General features: G+C 60.8%; 14 protein-coding genes. 11 read left to right on the top strand and 3 right to left on the bottom strand.

What is annotated here, in order from left to right; genetic code table 11:
• The first annotated feature begins 6 nt into the window (after nucleotides 1-6).
• The 4 genes from WKF55_09260 (at nucleotide 7) to WKF55_09245 (ending at nucleotide 5,762) form a co-directional block, all read left to right on the top strand.
• Complete coding sequence (locus WKF55_09260) at nucleotides 7-3,114, top strand: hypothetical protein (protein MEJ7759769.1); 3,108 nt, start codon at nucleotides 7-9, stop codon at nucleotides 3,112-3,114.
• Nucleotides 3,115-3,317: 203 nt separating this feature from the next.
• Nucleotides 3,318-3,761 carry a hypothetical protein gene (locus WKF55_09255; GenBank protein ID MEJ7759768.1) on the top strand — a complete coding sequence of 148 codons (444 nt, stop codon included), beginning with the start codon at nucleotides 3,318-3,320 and terminating at the stop codon, nucleotides 3,759-3,761.
• Between the two features lie 397 nt (nucleotides 3,762-4,158).
• Nucleotides 4,159-5,076: a HAMP domain-containing sensor histidine kinase gene (locus WKF55_09250; GenBank protein ID MEJ7759767.1), complete on the top strand. Its 918-nt coding sequence runs from the start codon at nucleotides 4,159-4,161 to the stop codon at nucleotides 5,074-5,076.
• Nucleotides 5,073-5,762: a response regulator transcription factor gene (locus WKF55_09245; GenBank protein ID MEJ7759766.1), complete on the top strand. Its 690-nt coding sequence runs from the start codon at nucleotides 5,073-5,075 to the stop codon at nucleotides 5,760-5,762. The genes WKF55_09250 and WKF55_09245 overlap by 4 nt, the downstream gene beginning before the upstream one ends.
• 6 nt (nucleotides 5,763-5,768) lie before the next feature.
• Here WKF55_09245 and WKF55_09240 read toward each other — a convergent pair whose 3' ends face one another.
• Nucleotides 5,769-6,572, bottom strand: coding sequence for a LysM peptidoglycan-binding domain-containing protein (locus WKF55_09240; protein MEJ7759765.1), 804 nt, complete (start codon nucleotides 6,570-6,572; stop codon nucleotides 5,769-5,771).
• 176 nt (nucleotides 6,573-6,748) lie between these two features.
• On the opposite strand from WKF55_09240, the gene WKF55_09235 reads away from it, so the two are divergent.
• The 5 genes from WKF55_09235 (at nucleotide 6,749) to WKF55_09215 (ending at nucleotide 13,016) form a co-directional block, all read left to right on the top strand.
• Complete coding sequence (locus WKF55_09235; protein ID MEJ7759764.1) at nucleotides 6,749-7,486, top strand: lytic transglycosylase domain-containing protein; 738 nt, start codon at nucleotides 6,749-6,751, stop codon at nucleotides 7,484-7,486.
• 155 nt (nucleotides 7,487-7,641) lie between these two features.
• Nucleotides 7,642-8,367 (top strand): transglycosylase SLT domain-containing protein, encoded by a 726-nt coding sequence (locus WKF55_09230; GenBank protein ID MEJ7759763.1) that lies wholly within the window; start codon nucleotides 7,642-7,644, stop codon nucleotides 8,365-8,367.
• Between the two features lie 54 nt (nucleotides 8,368-8,421).
• The gene (locus WKF55_09225) at nucleotides 8,422-9,339 is read left to right on the top strand and encodes a DMT family transporter (protein ID MEJ7759762.1); all 918 of its coding nucleotides are present in this window, start codon (nucleotides 8,422-8,424) and stop codon (nucleotides 9,337-9,339) included.
• Nucleotides 9,340-9,384: 45 nt separating this feature from the next.
• Entirely contained in the window at nucleotides 9,385-12,159 is a 2,775-nt protein-coding gene (locus WKF55_09220) for a M14 metallopeptidase family protein (protein MEJ7759761.1), read from the top strand.
• Between the two features lie 56 nt (nucleotides 12,160-12,215).
• Nucleotides 12,216-13,016 (top strand): hypothetical protein, encoded by an 801-nt coding sequence (locus WKF55_09215; protein ID MEJ7759760.1) that lies wholly within the window; start codon nucleotides 12,216-12,218, stop codon nucleotides 13,014-13,016.
• 75 nt (nucleotides 13,017-13,091) lie between these two features.
• On the opposite strand, the gene WKF55_09210 is transcribed toward WKF55_09215, so the two are convergent.
• Both WKF55_09210 and WKF55_09205 read right to left on the bottom strand, forming a co-directional pair.
• Nucleotides 13,092-14,966 (bottom strand): ABC transporter ATP-binding protein, encoded by a 1,875-nt coding sequence (locus WKF55_09210; GenBank protein ID MEJ7759759.1) that lies wholly within the window; start codon nucleotides 14,964-14,966, stop codon nucleotides 13,092-13,094.
• Nucleotides 14,967-14,969: 3 nt separating this feature from the next.
• Nucleotides 14,970-16,400 (bottom strand): rhodanese-like domain-containing protein, encoded by a 1,431-nt coding sequence (locus WKF55_09205; protein MEJ7759758.1) that lies wholly within the window; start codon nucleotides 16,398-16,400, stop codon nucleotides 14,970-14,972.
• Between the two features lie 788 nt (nucleotides 16,401-17,188).
• On the opposite strand from WKF55_09205, the gene WKF55_09200 reads away from it, so the two are divergent.
• Together WKF55_09200 and pdxH are read left to right on the top strand one after the other, a co-directional pair.
• The gene (locus WKF55_09200) at nucleotides 17,189-18,844 is read left to right on the top strand and encodes a hypothetical protein (GenBank protein MEJ7759757.1); all 1,656 of its coding nucleotides are present in this window, start codon (nucleotides 17,189-17,191) and stop codon (nucleotides 18,842-18,844) included.
• A gap of 51 nt (nucleotides 18,845-18,895) precedes the next feature.
• Complete coding sequence (gene pdxH / locus WKF55_09195) at nucleotides 18,896-19,498, top strand: pyridoxamine 5'-phosphate oxidase (GenBank protein MEJ7759756.1); 603 nt, start codon at nucleotides 18,896-18,898, stop codon at nucleotides 19,496-19,498.
• Nucleotides 19,499-19,519 lie beyond the last annotated feature (21 nt).

The following is a 19,519-nucleotide window of genomic DNA, read 5'->3' as shown; positions in this document are numbered from 1 at the left end:
TCCTTCATGCGCACACTCCTGTTTCGTCCCGCTCTTGTAATTGCAGCGGCCATCAGCGCTGCATTCTCCAGCTCACTCGCCGCACAACTCTCAACGCCTCTCGATTCGGCGGCGCTGGATGCATTTCGCTGGCGTGCGATCGGGCCGGCGAACATGGGCGGTAGAGTCACGGATATCGAAGTCGATCCGCGAAACCATAAGGTCTTTTACGTTGCCACCGCCACGGGTGGCATCTGGAAGACCGTCAACGCCGCAACGATGTTTTTTCCGCTGTTCGACAGGGAGCGCGTGATCTCAATGGGGGACCTTGCAATTGCCCCTTCCAACCCGGACATACTCTATGCCGGCACGGGTGAGGAAGACGCCCGCAATTCAATCTCTCCCGGAGGCGGCATTTACAAATCCACGGATGCAGGTAAGTCGTGGAAATTGGCGGGGCTCGAGAAAACACAACATATCGGACGCGTTGTTGTCGATCCCCAGGATCCGAACATCGTGTACGTGGCTGCGGTCGGTCACACCTGGGGGGCGAATCCGGAGCGGGGCCTCTACAAGACAATTGATGGTGGCGCGTCGTGGAAGCTGGTCAAGTTCATAAGCGACAAGGCCGGCTTCATCGATCTGGAGATGCATCCGACTGACCGGAACACGCTTTACGCTGCAAGCTGGGAACGCGTGCGCGGACCGTATTTCCTCAACAGCGGGGGAAAGGGAAGCGGCCTCTGGAAGTCCACCGATGCGGGAGCAACGTGGACTGAAATAAGGGGAGGCGGCTTTCCCGCTACACCGAAAGGCAGGATCGGCATCGCAGTGGCGCCTTCCAATCCGCAGGTGATCTACGCGCTTGTCGAGGCCGATACGTTGCCGAAACCAGCCGTGCGCGGGCAGCGTGCGGATACGGCGCGCGCGCAAAGGCTCAACAGCGGCCTCTACCGTTCGGCGGATGGCGGCTCCACATGGGCGTTGATGCAGCGGAACGCAGGCGACGCGCGTCCATTTTACTACTCGCAGGTTCGCGTCGACCCAAAGAATCCCGACCGCGTTTACTGGATGTCATCGGTGTTTCGCTTTTCGGATGACGGGGGGAAAACCGAGCGCCGCGGCGCACTCTCCATTCATACCGACTGGCATGCGATGTGGATCAATCCGCGTGATCCCGAACACTTCATAATCGGCAACGATGGCGGCATTGGCATCACCTGGGACCGCGGTGGTACGTACGACTTTCCGAACACGTTTCCAATCGGACAGTTTTATGCAATCAGCTTCGATATGGCCAAGCCGTACCGGGTGTGTGGCGGGCTTCAGGACAATGGATCGTGGTGCGGGCCGAGCCGCACGCGGGGCCGGCTTGGCTCGACGAATGCCGACTGGTTCAACGTCGGCGGCGGCGACGGATTTTACACTGCCAGCGATCCCAACGACCCCAACATCATCTACAGCGAATCGCAGGGCGGCAATGCTTCCCGGCTGGATCTGGCGAACGGCGCGCGCTACACGATAATGCGCGGCGGCACGCGCGGGCAAACTCAGTTCGAGGATTCGCTGATCATTGCGCGGGGAGACACTACCCGGCCTGAAACGCCGCAGGTGAGCGCTGCCCTCACGTCACTCCGAAATCGGGCCTCTGCAGATTCGGCGCGGCGCTATCGGTTCAACTGGGCAGCTCCGTTCTTCCTGTCGCCGCATTCCGCCACGACGGTATACATGGGCGGCAACCGGGTGCTGAAATCGTCCAACCGCGGCGATAATTTCTTCCCGATTTCTCCCGATCTTTCCAGGGCCGACTCGACCCGCCTCCGAATCAGCACCAGAACCACGGGCGGAATAACGCGCGACGCGACCGGCGCTGAGACACATGGCACCATTACGACGCTGGCGGAATCGCCAGTAAGGCCTGGCATTCTCTGGGCAGGCACGGACGATGGCAACACATGGGGATCCACGAACGACGGAGGCGCGTGGACAAATCTGACAACACGTTTTCCGGGACTCCCGGCACGCACGTGGGTGAGCAGGGTGGAACCATCGCATTTTGACACGGCAACGGTCTACGTGTCGTTTGACAGGCACAGGGACAATGATTTCAGACCGTACCTCTACGTGTCGAACGATTTTGGCCGGACCTTCCGGTCGATCGCGAACAACCTGCCGTCGGGAAGCGCGGATTTCATTCATGTCGTTCGCGAGGACCCGCACAATCGCGATCTGCTTTTCGTGGGCACGGACCTTGGCGTCTACGTATCCACGAACCGCGGCGCAAGCTGGCAACGTTTCATGAACGGACTTCCCTCCGTTCCCGTTCACGACCTGCAGATTCATCCGCGAGATCGTGAACTGATCGCCGGTACTCATGGCCGCTCGATATGGATGGTTGATGTCGCGCCGCTGGAGCAGATGGCCGACAGCATTGTTTCGCGAAGCGCATGGTTCTTTCAACCGGGCCCGAGCTACCAGTACGCCCAGACTACAACTCAGCAGTGGAATGGCAACAAGATATTCTCCGCGGAGAATCCTCCATTCGGGACACCGCTCGCGTATCGGCTCACTGCCGGCGATTCGCGCCGAGATACGGCGCGCATCGTAATCACGAACGTGCGCGGCGACGTCGTGCGCCGCTTGAACGGGCCGGGAGGGCCGGGCGTGCATCGCGTCTACTGGGACTACCGCGGTCTCCCGCGCGCTCTCGGGCCGGCCGCGTTGCGGGACAGCATTCGCGCCGCAGGCGTGCGCCGGCAACGTGAGGACTCCGTGCGGCGTGCAGGAGGCGACAGCGCCTCCGGCCGGCGTGACACCACGGCCGGGCGTGCAGGACGGCAGCGTGCTTCGCTCTCGCTTTCGCCCGATGAGAGCCTGAATCTTCGGCCTGCCGAGGCGCCTCTTCGCGCCGGCGTTGGTGCTCCGCAGGGTGGTGCCGCAGGCGGTGGAGGCGGAGCAGGGGGCGGGGGTGGCGGGTTTGGCGGTCAGCGTACCGGCGCGCCGGTTGGTGAAGGCGACTACCTGGTCACCATAACCGCTGGAGGCCAGACGATGCGGCGTGTGATTCACGTCGAGCGCACCGGCCAGCTTCCTCCCGATCCATTCTTCGAGCTCGAGGAAGAAGGCGAATACTAACCGCGGACTTTACAGCTTTCTTACCAGCCACTGACCCATTGCTGATGCTCCGACCCGGGGGCGGATTCTATATTCACTGGATCAGGATTTTTGCGGCGGCGCGTCAATCGCGCCGCCGCATTGGTATGCGGCGCAGATAACAGCCCGGCAGCCCGGAGAGTCGAGTCAGTGATCGCAGAATCAGGGTTCAAGTTGAACGCGGTATGAGAAGCCGGCCGCCGGCCAATCGCTCGCGCCCGGCACTGCTGGTCGTTCTTCTCGTGCTGGCGCTGGCGATGAGTGGAATTCTGGCATACCAGGCGCAGGCCGCTGCACGGACCAATCGTCGGGCTGCTGAGCGAGCGTTGAATGACTATGCGGCGTTTGCGTCGTGGCAGATGAACCAGCAGTCGTCACACGAATTCCTCAGCGCGATGATATCGACTTTCATCGTTCCGCTCACGCGTGTAGACCCCGCCAATCACGCCGGGTGGCCGACCCCCGGCGACTTCATGGCGGCGTCGCGTCAGCCTCAGGTGCCCGCGAAATATCTCGACGGTGTCCGGTTCTATTTCCGATTCGACTGGCGGGACAGTGCCATGACCATCGCGGGCCAACAGCCATCGGCGCGGGTTCTGCGCTGGGTGCGCGACACCTTCGCGAGTTAGCCGCGGCGGTTCGAAACACCGCCCATCAGGACGCAGGCATTCGGATCCGCAGACCGCAGTCCGGCGACACTGCTCGGCATCATCATCACGAACGATTCCTACGTAGCGAGCATCGACAGTATCGAGGGCCGCCTGCGCATCGTATGCTACGTTGTCTCGCGGGATTACGACGGTAGTCCCCTCCTTACTTACGGCTTCGAGACCGACGCCCGCTCTTTCGTGCAGCCGTTGTTCCGCCAGGTTCTCGACCGGAGCACGCTGCTGCCACCTTCGCTGCTGCGTGGTATCGCGCGCGATTCAGTCCTGACGGTCAGCGCTATGGCGCCAGTGGGTGGCAACGTATTCCAGTCGGCGACCGATGTATTCCCGTCATCTTCCACTGCCGTCGATTCCCTGGATGAGCGTTTCGGCCGGATGCGGCTTTGCCGTGCCGCTGCGCTCCGACATTGCTCCTCAGCTGGTGTTGGGGGGACTTCCCAGGTCGCGCCTTCCAACCCTCGGTATTTTGTTTGCATTGACGGTCGGGTTGATCGTGGCAGCGGTGCTGCAGTTGCGGCGCCAGCAGCAACTTGCCCAGCTTCGGGTCGACTTTGTCTCGGGAGTATCTCATGAACTCCGGACGCCCCTGGGGCAGATCCGGCTCTTTGCCGAGCTCATCCGCGATGGAAAACTTCGTTCGAAAGAGGAACGCGACCGGTCGATCGGGATTATCGACGAAGAGGCGCAGCGTCTTACTTACCTCGTCGAGAATGTGCTCTCCTTTGCCCGTGCCGAGCATGGCGGAAGCCGTGTAGTTGCGGAACCGGTTGCAATGAATCGCGAGGTGGAGGCTGCCATCGATGCATTCGTACCGCTTGCCCGCGCGCGCCGCGCGAAGCTGGAGTCGAGGATCGCAACGGGGTACCTGGCGCGTGTTGACCCGCGGGCGCTGCGCCAGATAGTGCTCAACCTGCTCGACAACGCGGTGAAATATGGTCCTGTCGGCCAGACGGTTTCTGTCGAGCTATCGGGCACTGACCAGCGGGTGACCATCGCCGTATCGGACGAAGGCCCGGGAGTTCCACGTGACGCAAGGGAGAAGATCTGGGATCCCTACTTTCGGCTTGGGCGGGAAGCTGAGTCCGCGGCCGGGGGCAGCGGAATCGGATTGTCTATCGTGAGCGAGCTCGTGCAGCTGCACTCGGGAAATGCATGGGTGGAGGACGCTCCCGGAGGAGGAGCAAGGTTTATGGTTGAATTTCCGCGAGAGGCCGGCGACGCCGCTGTCGGCAGGCAATCGGTGGGCGATCGTACGGTCGCAGGAGCGAATTGGTGAGCAAGGTCCTCCTGATAGAAGACAACGAAAACCTTGCCTTTGGCTTCACGCGGAGTCTGGAGGCCGAAGGTTACGAGGTGGAGAGCGCCACGGATGGGTTACGCGGGTTCGAGATGGCGATATCCGGGGACGCTGACCTGGTCGTGCTCGACGTGATGCTGCCGACCATGGACGGGTACACCATTCTCAAACAGTTGAGAAATCACGGGAAGGACGTTCCGGTGCTCATCCTGACCGCTCGTGGGGAAGAAGCCGACAAGGTATTCGGGTTCCGTCTGGGCGCAGATGATTATGTGACGAAACCGTTCAGTCTGTCCGAGTTGATGGCGCGCGTAGAGGCAATACTCCGGCGCGCCAGGGTCGTTGATCAGCGGGACGGCGACCCCGCCATCGAGGAGTTCGGCACGGTCTCCATCAACACTCTCTCGCGGACTGTCAGAAAATCTGACCTCGAGATTGCTCTTACGCCCAAGGAGTTCGACCTCCTGTTGTCACTGGTCAGACGGCGCGGCGCCGTTGTAAGCCGCCTTCATCTGCTGAAGGAAGTCTGGGGTCACCAGGCTGAAGTGATGACCCGCACGGTGGATATCCACATTGCCGAGCTTCGCCGAAAGCTCGAAGACGACCCATCATCGCCGCGCCATATTTTGACGGTCTGGAAGGCAGGCTACCGCCTGGAGGCGTAGCTGACTCTATCCCCGATCCCTTGATGCGCGAGCGGCGCCTGGGGTTGCGGCAGGGGCGGGGGGTGGCTTCTGCCGCGGCCCCTTCGGCTTCACCGTAAGCTGTTGTCCAATCCTGACCCGATCTCCAACGAGGTTATTCCATGCCCTGATCTGCTCAGGCGTGGTGTCGAACCGGGTTGCGATCGTCGAGATGGCATCGCCGCGTTTGACGACATAGTAGATTGGCTCGTCGATGACCACTGCGACGGCTGCGCGCAGCTGCCGCTCGCGAGCGGCTTCGGTTTTCTGGGCAACGATACGCGTGTTCACGTGATCGATCAGACTGTCCAGTGCCCCCTCGGCTCCCTTGGCGGCAGCAAAGTTGCCTGCCTTGCTGTTACCATGCGCGATCACAACGCCCTTCGCCGTGAGGCCGTACAGCCGTTGCCTGTCCATCGACAGCAGCGTGTCGTTCGCATACTCGAACTGCAGGATTGTCGCCGGTGCATCATCGCTGGCGAGTTTGTCGGTAGGAGATACGCCGATGAATATCACCCGGTCGTTCGTGGCCACGAGCAGGCCATTGCTGGCCCGATAGTAGTCCGCCGGCCGCCGGTGGTACGCTTTGGCATACCTTTCGACGCGTTCACCGAAATGCAGCATTCCTCCGTTCAGCTCACGGGATGCGATGGTCCACGCTCCGCGTGGATCGACGCTGCGAGTGTAAATGGCGTAACCGAAGACAGCCAGCACCGCCGCAATAACGACTGCCCCTATCGCCGAGCGTTTCAGGAATCGGAACAGTCGGTACAGCCCTTCGGACTCCTTCATTTCGCTTCAGTCCACATGATTTCAGGGGCTATCACAAATATGCTCTTTGAGATATAGTCAAGGGAAACGACAGTCATTTATGGGGTAGCATATTCGTTGCAATACGCGCAATCTCCATACCGGGCTCTGGCATCCACGGTGCAGAGTAGCGGTCAGGCAAATCTTCCAGGAGCTCGATGACCCAGTACGACGCCGGCAGTCAGGTCCCGGAAGACCGACGCAATGTTGGGGGCAATGAGTTCACCAATGTCCGCCGCCGAAGCGTCGAACGGCCTCCGCTGTCTAGGTGGCAGCGCGCCGCGAAAACTGTGTTCCACGCCGTCGGCGCCAGTCTCCTGCTTGCAGGAGGAACGATCTGGACTCTCAATAATCAGAAGACGAAGTACGCCAGGCCCGGCGAGCTCCTCCAGTTGCCTGCCAGCATCGTTCAGGCTGTACCCGTCGGCGAACAGGTTTTTCGCGTCAGCAGCGTTTTACGCAGATACACGAAGGATACCACTCGCGCCGACCGGATCGCCGCCGCCCTGGTCCGCGAGGGCGGGAAACGCGACCTGGATCCGGCGCTGCTCGTGGGCCTGCTTATCGCCGAAAATGCCAAGCTCGATCCTACGGCGCGAAGCAACGTGAGTGCCCGTGGAATCATGCAAATCATGCCGTTTCACGCTGGAAAGTGGAAGGATTGTCCTTCCACCGATCTGGTGGATGTCGATTCGAACATCTGCTACGGCACGAGTATTCTCGCGCAGTATATAAAAAAGGCGCCGAACCTCGAGAAGGCGTTGTTGCGCTACAACGGCTGCGTGCGGGGGACGAATACGAAGAACTGTCATACATATTCGGGGAAGGTGCTGAGGTACGCTGACAAGGCTGCGTCGCAGATGCTGAGCGCCACGTTTAACGCACCAGTCGAATAAGAGGCTCAGGCTGAGGGGCAGACGAAGCGGGCAGTCACCTTGCTCCCCTCGCCCGGAGGCGTTACTCTCCAGAGTTGGTTCGCCCGGCCCTCCGCACCAGATGGGGCCATCCACGGCGTCTTTAGGCCACCTTCTGACGACAACCGGAGGCATCATTGATTCAGCGGCGTAATTACGGTTTGTCGCGCATCAAGCCAGTCAGAACCAGCCTGCGGTCGGTGAATGACCGCGCTCAGGTCGAGCAGCTATATCGCCCGCGCTGGCGCCGGTACCTCGCTGCGGCCGTTCACGGAACAGGCCTCAGCGTGCTCCTTGCCGCCGGCACCGTCTGGACGATCAACCAGTCCCATCCTGCCTTCAAGCGGCCTGCCGAGCTGCTGAGGCTCCCGGGCGCTGTGATCAGAGCGCCGCTGCCCAGCGCTGACGCGTTCCGGATCGGGCAGGTACTGCGCCGCTACACCCGCAACGGCGAAGTCGCTGACAGAATCGCGGAGGCGGTGGTGTCCGAGGGCCGCAGGAAGAAGATCGACCCGGCGTTGCTCGTAGGCGTCATGCTCGTGGAGTCCGATAACCTGAACCCCCGCGCCCGCAGCTTCGTCGGTGCTGCGGGGCTCATGCAGGTAATGCCCTTCCACGCCGGGAAATGGCGTTGTGGCTCCTCCGATCTGTATGATATCGAGGCCAACATATGCCATGGCGTGAGTGTTCTAGCGGATAACATCAAACGAGCGCCCAATCTGCGCACTGCGCTTCAACGGTACAACGGTTGTGTGCGCGGGAGAAACACTCCGGGCTGCGCGGCCTATTCAGGAAAGGTCATGAAGGCGACCACGCGGACTGCTCTTCAGATGATGGCCATCGACACGCCACCCGAAGGCTAGAAGGTTCTGCAGGCCGGCGACGCTTCGCTGGGTAGGGCTGCCGGCAGATCGAAAGTGGGCATCTCTCCCGGCTGGATACTGGCCGTTTCGCTGCTCGGTATTTCCTTCGCGGGTCCGCTCGTCCATCTGTCCGCCGCAAACCCGCTTGCAATCGCAGTCTGGCGCCTGTGTTTTTCGCTCGTGATCGTGGCGATTGCACTCGCGTGGAGCGGGGAGTGGAGACAGTGGCAGAGTCTTTCGCTGAGAGATTCTGCCTTTGCGATTCTTTCAGGCGTCGCGCTGGCGTTCCATTTCTGGGCATGGAACGCTTCGATCCATCTTACCACGATTGCTGCTTCCGTCACGCTGGTGAGTCTGCAACCCGCGGTCATCGTGGCAATCTCCGCGGTCTTTCTCCGCGATGCGCCAACGCGGCGGCAGATTCTGGGAATCGCGGTAGCAATCTCCGGCGCATTGATCGTCGCCGCACCTGATTTCGATTCTGCCGGAAGCGTCAGCGGCGATCGGGCGATGTTTGGAAATCTGCTGGCGCTGTCGGCAGCGATTACTGCCGGCATCTATTACAGCGTTGGGCGGCACCTTCGCTTACGCTATGGTCTATGGGCTTACGTTGGGCTTGCTTACTCCGCCTGCGCGGTCGTTCTCGTCATCCTGGCAATCGCAAACGGGGTGGAGCTGGCTCCCCAGCCCCCACGTGAGCTCTCAATCTTCGCCGCTCTTGCGGTTGGCCCCATGCTGCTGGGCCATACCGGAATGAACTGGGCGCTCAAGTATCTACCCGCATACGTGGTGAACCTTGTCGTGCTTGGCGAGCCGATCGGAGCAACGCTCATTGCAGCACTGCTTCCGGGGATCGCGCAGGTCCCGTCGGGAGTGACGCTTGCGGGCGGTGCAGTGATTCTCGCCGGAGTTGTCCTGGTCGCAATCGGCACCTCCGTTCCGCGCAAAGCAGAGCGGATGCGGGAAAGGTAAATTCCATATCAGACTCACAGCTTATCGTTCCCGGACCCCCTAAAGATGCAAATTCGTTCTTCGCTGATACTCATCGCCGCGGTCACTATTTTCACGGCTCCGGCAGTCGACGCCCAGGCGCGCATCACCACTCCGAAACAGCAGTTCGGCAACGCCATTGGCGACGACTATTTTCTCGTGAACTACGCTCAGGTCGCCGAATACTGGAAGCGCCTCGACCGTGAATCAGATCGGATGAGAGTCGTCCAGATGGGCACGACCGCCGAAGGCCGGCCAATGTGGATGTCGATCATCACAGCGCCGGAGAACTTCAAGCGCCTTGCGCGTTATCAGGAGATCTCAGCGCGCCTCGCACGGGCTGAGGGGCTGACCGACGCTCAGGCACGCGCCCTGGCGAAGGAAGGGAAGGCGGTCGTCTGGATTGACGGCGGGCTGCACGCCACCGAGGTTCTCGGCGCGCAGCAGCTGGTGCAGTGGGTCTACGAAATGGTCAGCCGCAACGATCCCGAAACGCAACGCTTTCTTCGGGACGTGATTCTTCTCGCCGTTCCCGCAAACCCTGACGGCATGGACCTCGTGTCGAATTGGTACATGCGCAACCCGGTGCCTGGCAAGAGATCTACGGCCGGCGTTCCGCGATTGTACCAGAAATATGCGGGCCACGACAACAACCGCGATTCGTACATGGCGTCGCAACCAGAGACACAGGCAATGGACAGCATTCTGTTCCGAGCCTGGTATCCGCAGATCATGTACAACCATCATCAGACCGGCCCGGCCGGAACGGTGATGTTTGCGCCACCTTTTCGCGATCCCTTCAACTACAATCTCGACCCGCTGATACCGGTCGGCATCGACCTTGTAGGCGCAGCAATGCATGGGCGATTCGTGGCTGAAGGGAAACCTGGTACGACGATGCGTGGTGGAGCCAATTATTCGACTTGGTGGAACGGTGGGCTTCGTACGACCGTCTACTATCACAACATGATTGGGCTGCTGACGGAAACAATCGGCCATCCGACGCCGATGGAAGTGGCATTCGTGCCCGACAGGCTGCTGCCGAGTGGCGCTACGCCATTCCCTATCATGCCTCAGAAATGGCATTTCGCCCAGTCACTCGCTTACGAGCTTTCCGCCAATCGGGCGGTGATGGATGTTGCATCCAAGTATCGTGAGGATTTTCTCTACAACATCTACCGGATGGGGCGAAACTCGATCGACCGGGGCAACACCGACACATGGACGCTTACGCCAAACCGCGTCAGCGCTGTGAAGCAGGCAGTGGAAAAAAATCGAACCGCCAAGGTTCAGGCGACGCCGGCTCAGTATCTCAATGTTCTCCGGGACCCGGCGGCGCGCGACCCGCGGGGTTACATCATTCCCGCCGACCAGGCCGATTTCAGTACCGCCTCACGGTTTGTGAATGCGCTGGTCAAGAACGGCATCACGATCCATCGCGCTACGCGCGCGTTCAACGTGTCGGGCCGGAATTATCCGTCGGGCTCGTACGTGGTGATGACAGCGCAGGCATTCCGTCCTCACGTGATGGATATGTTCGAGCCGCAGAATCATCCTGATGACATCCCGTATCCGGGCGGACCTCCCACTCCTCCCTATGACAATGCCGGGTGGACCCTGGCTTACCTGATGGGTGTGAAGTTCGACCGGGTACTCGACCCGTTCACGGGGCCGTTCGAGAAGCTGAAAGGGTTTGCGCCAGTGCCGCGCGGATCCGTCGCTCAGGCTGACGCGGGCGCACCCGGGTCAATCGGGACGGGCACCAACGGGGTTGGAGCGCTCTATACCCTGGACAGGGGAACGAACGACGCCTTTGCCGCTGTGAACCGTCTGCTGGCTGCTGGAGAAGATGTGTTCACTGTCAGCGCTGATACACGGGTGGGTGACAGAATGCTAGCTGCGGGTACGTTCGTGGTTCGCGCCCGGCCCGCAACGATGCCGATTCTTCGCAAGCTTGCCATCGACCGCGGGGTGTCTTTTCAGGCCGTAAATGGCGTCAGCAACATAGACGGAATGACGAAGCTTCGAGTGCCGCGGATCGCACTGTGGGATGTCTACGGCGGGTCGATGCCTTCGGGCTGGACGCGGTTTGTGCTCGAGCAGTTTGAGTTTCCATATCAGGTTGCGTACGCGGGTGATCTGGACGCGGGCAACCTCAATACGAAGTATGACGTTCTCATTCTACCCGATGGAGCAACGCTCTCAGCCGGCGATTCGGCGCGCGGGTTTGAATCACGGGTCCAACCCGCCGACGTGCCAGTTGAGTGGCGCTCGCGCATGGGGCGGATCTCGGCCGCGAAAACGTTGCCACAGATTCGCTCCTTTCTCGAGAAGGGTGGCACTGTCCTCGCACTCGGTGATGCGGCCAACATCGCGTATTCGCTGGAGCTCCCGGTTTCGAGTGCCGTTATCGATAGCGCCGGCAAGGCACTGGGACGTGCCCGCTATTACGTGCCGGGATCTGTGCTGCAGGTTGCCGTCGACACCACTAATGCAATCGCCTGGGGTATGCCATCGCGCACCGATGTCTACTTCGACAACAGCCCAGCGTTTCGGCTTGCATCCAGCGCACCGAAAAGAGGGTTGAAAACCGTTGCGCGGTTCGACAGCGGCACGCCGCTGAGAAGCGGTTGGGCGTGGGGCCAGAGCGTGCTTGACGGTGCTTCGGAGATAGTTGTGGCACCGGTCGGAGCGGGAAGTGTAGTTCTATACGGACCGGAAGTGAGTTTTCGCGGACAGACCCACGGCACCTTCAGGTTTTTATTCAATGGCATTTATTACGGGCAGGGCGGCCGCCGTTAGCGCGAATCAGCGCTGGCCTTGAAGCGTCCTGCCACAGTCGACCGGGAGCCGCACCCATGAAAGCCTTCGCCTTTATTCTCGTCTTCGGCGCTGTCGCCTGTACTCCCGCGATGCAGTCACCGGGAGAGCAGCCAGCGCCCGAGGAGTCGCCGCGCCGAGGTGGCATCGACGGCTCCCGCGTGCTCATTCGCGAGATGCACGATCGTTATGCCGGCAAGTGGTACAGGACACTGCGTTTCGAGCAGACCAACACGTTCTATACCCAGTCGGGTAAGGAAGAGAAGTCCCAGTGGGTCGAGAACCTTTCGGTACCGGGAAGGCTTCGCATCGACTTTCTGCCGTTGTCCGCCCGGAGCGGGATGCTAATTCTCAATAATCGCGTGACGACGTTCGATAACGGCCGCCGCGTCCAGACCCGTCGCTCCATTCAACCCCTCCTTACTCTCACGGCTGATGTGTACGCCATTCCGGCGTCAGTTACCATTCGCCGGATCGACTCGCTTGGCATCGATCTCTCGAAGTTCCACGAGACGCGGTGGCAGAAGGAGCGTACTTATGTTATCGGCGCCGAGTCGGGCGATCTGGAGTCCACTCAGATCTGGGTGGATGCAGATCGATTGCTGCTCATGCGGTTCATTCAGCGGGACCGACGGGGGGATCGAACGACGATTACCGACACGAGAGTGAGCGACTACCGGGACGTCGCTGGGTTCCCGGTGGCGTTCGAGTTTCTGTCATATCGTGACGGCAAGCCGTTCTTCAAGGAAAAGTATGAGAACGTTCGCGTGAACGAGCCCATCCCGTCGCGGCTTTTCGATCCTTCGCGATGGGCCGCCGCACAGCCGGCGGCGCCCTGAGTCTCGTGACGTGTATCGCTTGGCTTCAGGGTCAGGTACCTCAAAGCCCGCAGCCTCGCGTCTACCTCTCCTTTATCAGCGATACCCGGCGGCCTGCATCCTGAACAGCTCGTCGTAGAGCCCCCCCAACGCAACCAGCTCGTCGTGCGACCCCTGCTCGGCGACTGCTCCGTTGTGCAGCACGATGATTCTGTCAGCCATGCGCACCGTCGAGAAGCGGTGTGAAATCAGAATCGCCATTCGGCCGGCAACCAGTTCAGAGAAGCGGACGAATACTTCGTACTCGGCACGCGCGTCGAGTGCCGCCGTGGGCTCGTCCAGTATGAGAACCTGAGCGTCCCGCATATACGCCCGGGCCAGGGCAATCTTCTGCCATTCGCCGCCTGAAAGGTCCACACCCTGCTCGAACCGGCGTCCCAGCATCTGCTGAAAACCCAGCGGGAAACGCGGTAGCAGCGATGCAGCCAGCGAATTGGTTGCTGCAGCTTCGATACTTGGCGGCACTGCATTCCCGTTGCCGAGCTGAGCGCGAACAGATTCGATTTCCCCGACGCCGATGTTCTCGTCGAAGCGCATGTCGTAACGCACGAAGTCCTGGAATATCACTCCGATTGCGTGTCGCAATGACGCCAGATCGTATTCGCGCAGGTCGACACCATCGAGCGTCACACGGCCTTCGGTTGGCTCGTAAAGCCTCGCCATGAGCTTGGTGATGGTCGTCTTGCCCGCTCCATTCTCGCCGACCAGTGCAACACGCTCGCGCGGATTGAGCTTGAGATTCAGTCCGCGAATGGCCCACCGCTCGCTGCCTGGATACCTGAATCCGACATTCTCGAACTCGAAACCGCTCTGAATTTTCACCGGTACCTTTTGCGCATCCGGGCCCGACTTGATAGTGGGCTGCATTTCCAGAAACACAAACAGGTCGCGCAGATAAAGCGCCTGTTCATAAACGCTTGATGCGGAGAGCAGGATACCCTGTATGGTATCGCGACCGCGGGCAAATGATGCCGAAAGAAAGATGAGCGTGCCGGGTGTGATCTCCCCGCGAACCGCCCGCAGCAGAATCACTACATAGGCCGTATAATAGCCCAGAGTGCCGAATATCGACAGCACTGCTCCCATCGCGCCGCGGCGAAGCGACAGCCGCTTGTTCTCCTCGTAGAACTTGAGCGATAGCGTCCGGTATCGGTCAGTCAACCAGGGGGCAAGGCCGAACATCTGAACTTCTTTCGCGGTCTTGTCACTCGCGCCGACAAAGCGCAGATAGTCGAGCTGACGGCGTTCCGGCGTCCAACGGAAGAGCAGGGAGTATCCGAGGGCTGCGAAGTGTGTCTCGCCGAGAAAGCTCGGCAACACCGCAAGCAGCAGCAGTAACAGCATCCACGGGCTGTATGCAATCAGCACTCCGCCCAGTGTGAGGAGAGTGATGCCGTCCTGGGTCATGGACACCACCTGAGTGAGCAACGCGATACGGCCCACAGTCTGCCGGCGTGCCCTCTCCATGTGGTCGTAGAAGGTCGGGTCTTCAAACTGCGCCAGGTCGAGCGTCGCCGCGTGCTCCATGAGCCGGATGCTCATGTCATTCGAGAAGAGGTCGCTGAGCAGGCTCTCGATGAGTGACGACGCGCGGGCGAGGATTTCGCCCGTCACGACGATGGCGATCTCCATCGCCACATACCGCCAGAGGTCGTCGTAAGTGGCCTGGCCGGCGCGAATGCCGATCACGGTGTCGAGAATGAGCTTGCCCACCCAGAAGGTCGCCACCGGTACGAAGGCGCGCACCAGCCGCAGTGCGAGCATCGACGCCGTGTAGCCACGATGCGTACGCCAGATGAGTCGCATCATCGGAACGACGTATCGCAATGCCGCCACTCGCTCCCTCCAGCTGGGCGGCTTCTCGTTCATCCGCCGTCCGCGTGACACCATGGGCGTGAGTGGACTGGTCAAGCGTCAGCTTCGTCCAGAGAAGGCCTCGCGTGCAACGGGATTACCGGCACGCGACCATTCCGCAAAGCCGCCCGTCAGGTTGGAGACATTGGTCCGCCCGTTCAACTCGAGAATGCTGGCGGCGATGGCAGATCTGCCCCCGCCCTGACATTGCACGACCACGTCACCAGGGGGCAGCTCGCTGATTCGCGCCTGCAATGCACCAAGGGGAATGTGGATGGCGCCCGGCAGGTGCCCGGCCTCCCACTCGGTTCGTGCGCGTACATCGAGGATCACTGCACCTCTGGCTGCGGCGAGTTCCCCGACGGTCATCTGCGGTGTCGCCCGCAATTCTGCCCCGCTATCCGCAAGAAGGCCGAGGCTCGACGACGGCAATACGCCGCTGATTCGCTCCAGGCCAACAAGGGACAACTCTCTTGCAACTGCCATTCGCTGGGCGTCAGCGCCATCAACGATCAGATATAGATCGCGATCGTAGGGGAGCAACGCACCGGCCCATGTGAGAAACGACTTGTTACGAGGGACGTTGATGGTGCCGGCAATGTGTCTTGCCGCGTATTCGGAAGCCGATCGAGTGTCGACGACTGTCTGACATTCGCCGATTCGGGCCGCCAGATCCTTGGCAGTGATGGCCGGTGGCGGCTCCATCATTCCCGAGAGTGAGGGGCCGTCACGGTTGATCTGCTTCATTCGCGCGAAGTAGGCAGGTGGTTCGGGCTGCCCGCTCAAAGCTGCCTCCACGAAGCGGTTCATATCGGATTCGGCCATTGCCCAGTTGCACAGCTTTTCGTACCCCAGTGTCGATTGCGGCATGGCACCGAGCGCCTTGCCGCAAGCCGACCCGGCTCCGTGTCCGGGCCAGATCTGGAGGTAGTCGGGCAGTCTCTTGAACTCTGTCAGCGACGTGAAAAGCGTTCGCGCAGCCGCATGCATAGTCCCGCTGTGCCCCGCGGCGCGCTCGAGCAGATCGGGCCGACCAACATCGCCCACGAAGATGAAGTCACCTGTAAGGGCTCCCACAGGTTCTGCGCCGACAGCCGTGTCGGTGACGAGGAAGCTCAGATGCTCGGGGGTGTGCCCGGGAGTGTGGACAGCGTCGATGCGTACATCGCCGACCAAGAAGTGCGAGCCATCGGTGAGCAGCTCGGCATTTGCCTCGGCCGCGTAGCGGTACTGCCACTCTGCACCGCCTGCGCCCGAGAGGTAGAGTTGTGCGCCGGTGCGAGTGGCAAGCTCACGCGCACCCGAGACCAAGTCGGCGTGAATGTGGGTTTCTGTGACGTGCGTGATCGGGACACCTTCGGCAGCGGCTGCGTCGATATAGGCATCGGCGTTGCGGTTCGGATCGACCACCAGCGCGACACGCGCATGATCGCACGCGACGAGGTAACTCGCCTGCGCGAGCTGATCGCTGAAAAGGCGTTTAAGGATCATTGGGACCTCGGGGCCGTTGTCACGCTGATGAGGGAAGGGAATGTGTCCAATCAAAATACAGGAACTAAGAAAAAAAGGCGCACCCTTGCAGGTGCACCTTTTTTTTCATGTCCGCGAGGCATCTAATTCACCAGAATTGGTCTCTTGATGGTGGTGTTCAGCGGCGTTAGTCCGCCCTTTCCTTTTGGGTGTTGAGCTCGCCGCCCGGTCCAAGCCGGGTACCGTTGCAGTTGATGATGTTGCTCTTGTAAAGCTTTCCACCGTTCGCGTTCGGGTCGTCTGGATCAGGAATTCTGAACGATCCGAAATACCGGAGTTAGGCGGCGAGCCTATCTTGAGCGTAAACGTGCTCCGCACAGACTCTGCTTGAAGCGACCTGCGCAGCGATTGTGCACGCGCACACCAGCCATACTGCGGGATCCGAATCCGCCCCGCTGGCACCGTTTCAAAGACGTCGACGATTGCCGTCCGAAACCACTTCAGCCCTGCCTGCGGCGATCCCTTTCCTATTTGGGTCCACGCTAGTGGAACCGAAACCCGGGCGCACGCGATTGCCGCTCACATCTCATTTGCGACTTTTCACTGGAAATCGAACGTCATATGTTTACATAACCAGCCCGCGTTTCTTCGGCCGTGCTGTCGAGCTTCAGCCCTCCTGCGCCGATATATTGCGAGACCTCAGCCGTGCAGTTAAGCGGTCCCACGCAACGGCCAGGTAGCAATCGATTTCGCGCCAGCAATGAGTCAATCCCACGGAAGGCACACGATTTGTACGTTTGATTGCCCCGATGATAGCTGACTCCGTGCCTTCCGAATCTCCGGCAGAGGCGGCGGCAATGGAGTCCCGTCGCGACTCCTGGTCAGAAGATTGGCGTATAGCCTATGGACGGCACTGGCAGGCCTTGCTGGCCGTATTGTTCGTACTTCTGGTCATTCGCGGGGCGCTCGAAACACTCGGAGATGCTGATCTCCCGATGCACCTCGCACTTGGCGAGTGGATCGTTCGCAACAGCAGCGTGCCCGTCGTCGAACCGTTCGCCTGGACGCGCCCCGGAGCCCCGTATTACTCGTATTCCTGGGCGGCACAAGTCCTTTTTTTTGCTGCTGCGGAAGGGGGCGGAAAGCTTTGGCTCCGGCTGTTGCACGGGTTGATGGTGGGCGGTGCCGGTGCCTCGATGATCCTGCTCGGCCGCGCCGCAAGATGGGATCCACGAACTTCACTTCTGATGGCGGCCTTGAATGTCGTGATCCTCAGTGCCCTGGTCGCCCCCGTCAGACCGCAGGCGCTGTTGTTCAGCCTCGTTCCGCTCGCCTGGGCGTTCAACTACACGGCGCTTTCCGCGGCGCACCCGCGGCTCGCGTTAATCGGACTCGCTGTCATCTCCGCCGCTGCAGCCAATGTGCACATTTTTTTTCCTCTCACCGCTGCGCCATGGCTGCTCTGGGCCGCAAAGGCGTCGGCGAATCGGCGAAGACTCTGGGCAATAGCCGGCGCGACCGTCATCGGATGGCTAATTACGCCGTACGCTTTGTCATGGCCATCTGTCTTCCGCTCGAACGTTTTGACGAACCCGCTCCTGGTATTCCCCTCGCCGATCAGTGAGACGGTGCCCGGATTTCTTGCGATGCGCCTGAACGGAATCGCTTTCTTCACCGGCTTGTTCCTCGCAACACTGCCATGGTGGACCCAACGGGCCAGGGATCCGCTCGCGCTGAGACTCGCCTTCGGCGGCGCCTGGCTGGCCGGGCTCTTTGCCTTCGCAAGCGCGTTCAGGTTGCTGCTCGTCTGGTGGATGCTTGTGCTTCCACTCGCCGCTTTCGCCATCTACTCGATCAGCCAGTCGTTGCTTGCCAGTGAAAGCCAGCAGATCAGACTGTTGCGCATACTTGGAGTCTGGTCAATCTGTGCTGCACTCATCGTTTCGTCGGGGCGGTTCGAAGCTATGGCATGGGCACGCGAAGATCCGGCTGGAGCACGACGCCTCTCGCCGATCTACGAAAACGGACTCGAGCAGCTCGCCACATGGCTGGAATGCAATACGCTCGAGGGCGCTGGCGGGCGGGTTTTTACTCAATTCGATTACGGCAGCCCGCTGACATGGCGTCTTCGCAACTATTCCATGTCGATCGACGGGCGGACGATTTTCCCGGATTCGGTGGCAAAAGCAGAAGCGTTTTACGACCCGATCAGAGAGCCATTGCGCGAAGGCCCATGGCGATCGGCGAATCTTGCGATCATGCCCGTTGGCGGCGCGATCGGATCGGTCCTTGACAAGGCCCCAGGCTGGCAGCGCGTTGCGGTAGTCCACAGGGAACCGGGGTCTGCCGCCTTGTGGGTTACTGGCGCATGGTGGGCGCAAGTGGGGAGAACTCCGCTCCCAGCCAGGCCTGTTCCTCTGTCGGCCGGGTACGCTTGCGTCCCGGGTGTCGGGACTGCACGTTGAGCCGCTTCGAATGACCGGAGAGCCATACTGGCGTAACCCTCACAAGCGGCCATGACGACTGCCTACCCAGTTCAAAATCCGCTTAGCCGTTTCCGCCGCATGTACGTACAGGCTCAGAAGGTCGACAGGGCTATCCTTCCCGATCCCAACGCGATGTCTCTCGCGACCGTCGGGATGGGGGGCAACCCGTCCGTTCGCATCGTGCTGATGAAGGACGTGGACGAGAGTGGTTTTCTCTTCTACACAAACCTCGAGGGGCGAAAGGGAAGGGACCTGAGAACCCGGCCCATGGCCGCAATATGTTTTCACTGGCCATCGCTGGAAGTGCAGGTGCGAGCCGAAGGGCCCGTCACGCAGGTGAGCAATGCCGAGGCCGATGAATATTTTGCGACTCGTCCGCGCGAAAGCCAGATCGGCGCGTGGGCGTCGATTCAGAGCCAGCCCATCGAGCAGGCCAATGACCTTGTCGATCGTGTGAAGGAATTCGAGGCGCAGTTCATGGGTGAGCTCGTTCCACGCCCGCCATTCTGGTCAGGTTTCCGCCTCCGTCCCGACAGGATCGAATTCTGGAGGAACCGTCCCGGCCGCCTGCACGAACGTCATCTGTACTCCCGCGCCGGCGACGGCTGGACGATGGTCACACTGTACCCTTAACAGGTACACATTCCCCGCTTC

The sequence above is a fragment of the Gemmatimonadaceae bacterium genome (assembly GCA_037721215.1).
Taxonomy (GTDB): Bacteria; Gemmatimonadota; Gemmatimonadetes; order Gemmatimonadales; family Gemmatimonadaceae; genus UBA4720.
Note: the sequence above shows the minus strand (reverse complement) of the source record. Positions and strands in the feature narration are given on the sequence as shown.

Coding starts and splice junctions, on each gene's coding strand:
- WKF55_09205 (MEJ7759758.1), bottom strand. CDS start 16,400: ATGATCCTTAAACGCCTTTTCAGCGATCAGCTCGCGCAGGCGAGTTAC.
- WKF55_09240 (MEJ7759765.1), bottom strand. CDS start 6,572: ATGAAGGAGTCCGAAGGGCTGTACCGACTGTTCCGATTCCTGAAACGC.
- WKF55_09200 (MEJ7759757.1), top strand. CDS start 17,189: ATGATAGCTGACTCCGTGCCTTCCGAATCTCCGGCAGAGGCGGCGGCA.
- WKF55_09255 (MEJ7759768.1), top strand. CDS start 3,318: ATGAGAAGCCGGCCGCCGGCCAATCGCTCGCGCCCGGCACTGCTGGTC.
- pdxH (MEJ7759756.1), top strand. CDS start 18,896: ATGACGACTGCCTACCCAGTTCAAAATCCGCTTAGCCGTTTCCGCCGC.
- WKF55_09260 (MEJ7759769.1), top strand. CDS start 7: ATGCGCACACTCCTGTTTCGTCCCGCTCTTGTAATTGCAGCGGCCATC.
- WKF55_09250 (MEJ7759767.1), top strand. CDS start 4,159: ATGAGCGTTTCGGCCGGATGCGGCTTTGCCGTGCCGCTGCGCTCCGAC.
- WKF55_09215 (MEJ7759760.1), top strand. CDS start 12,216: ATGAAAGCCTTCGCCTTTATTCTCGTCTTCGGCGCTGTCGCCTGTACT.
- WKF55_09235 (MEJ7759764.1), top strand. CDS start 6,749: ATGACCCAGTACGACGCCGGCAGTCAGGTCCCGGAAGACCGACGCAAT.
- WKF55_09220 (MEJ7759761.1), top strand. CDS start 9,385: ATGCAAATTCGTTCTTCGCTGATACTCATCGCCGCGGTCACTATTTTC.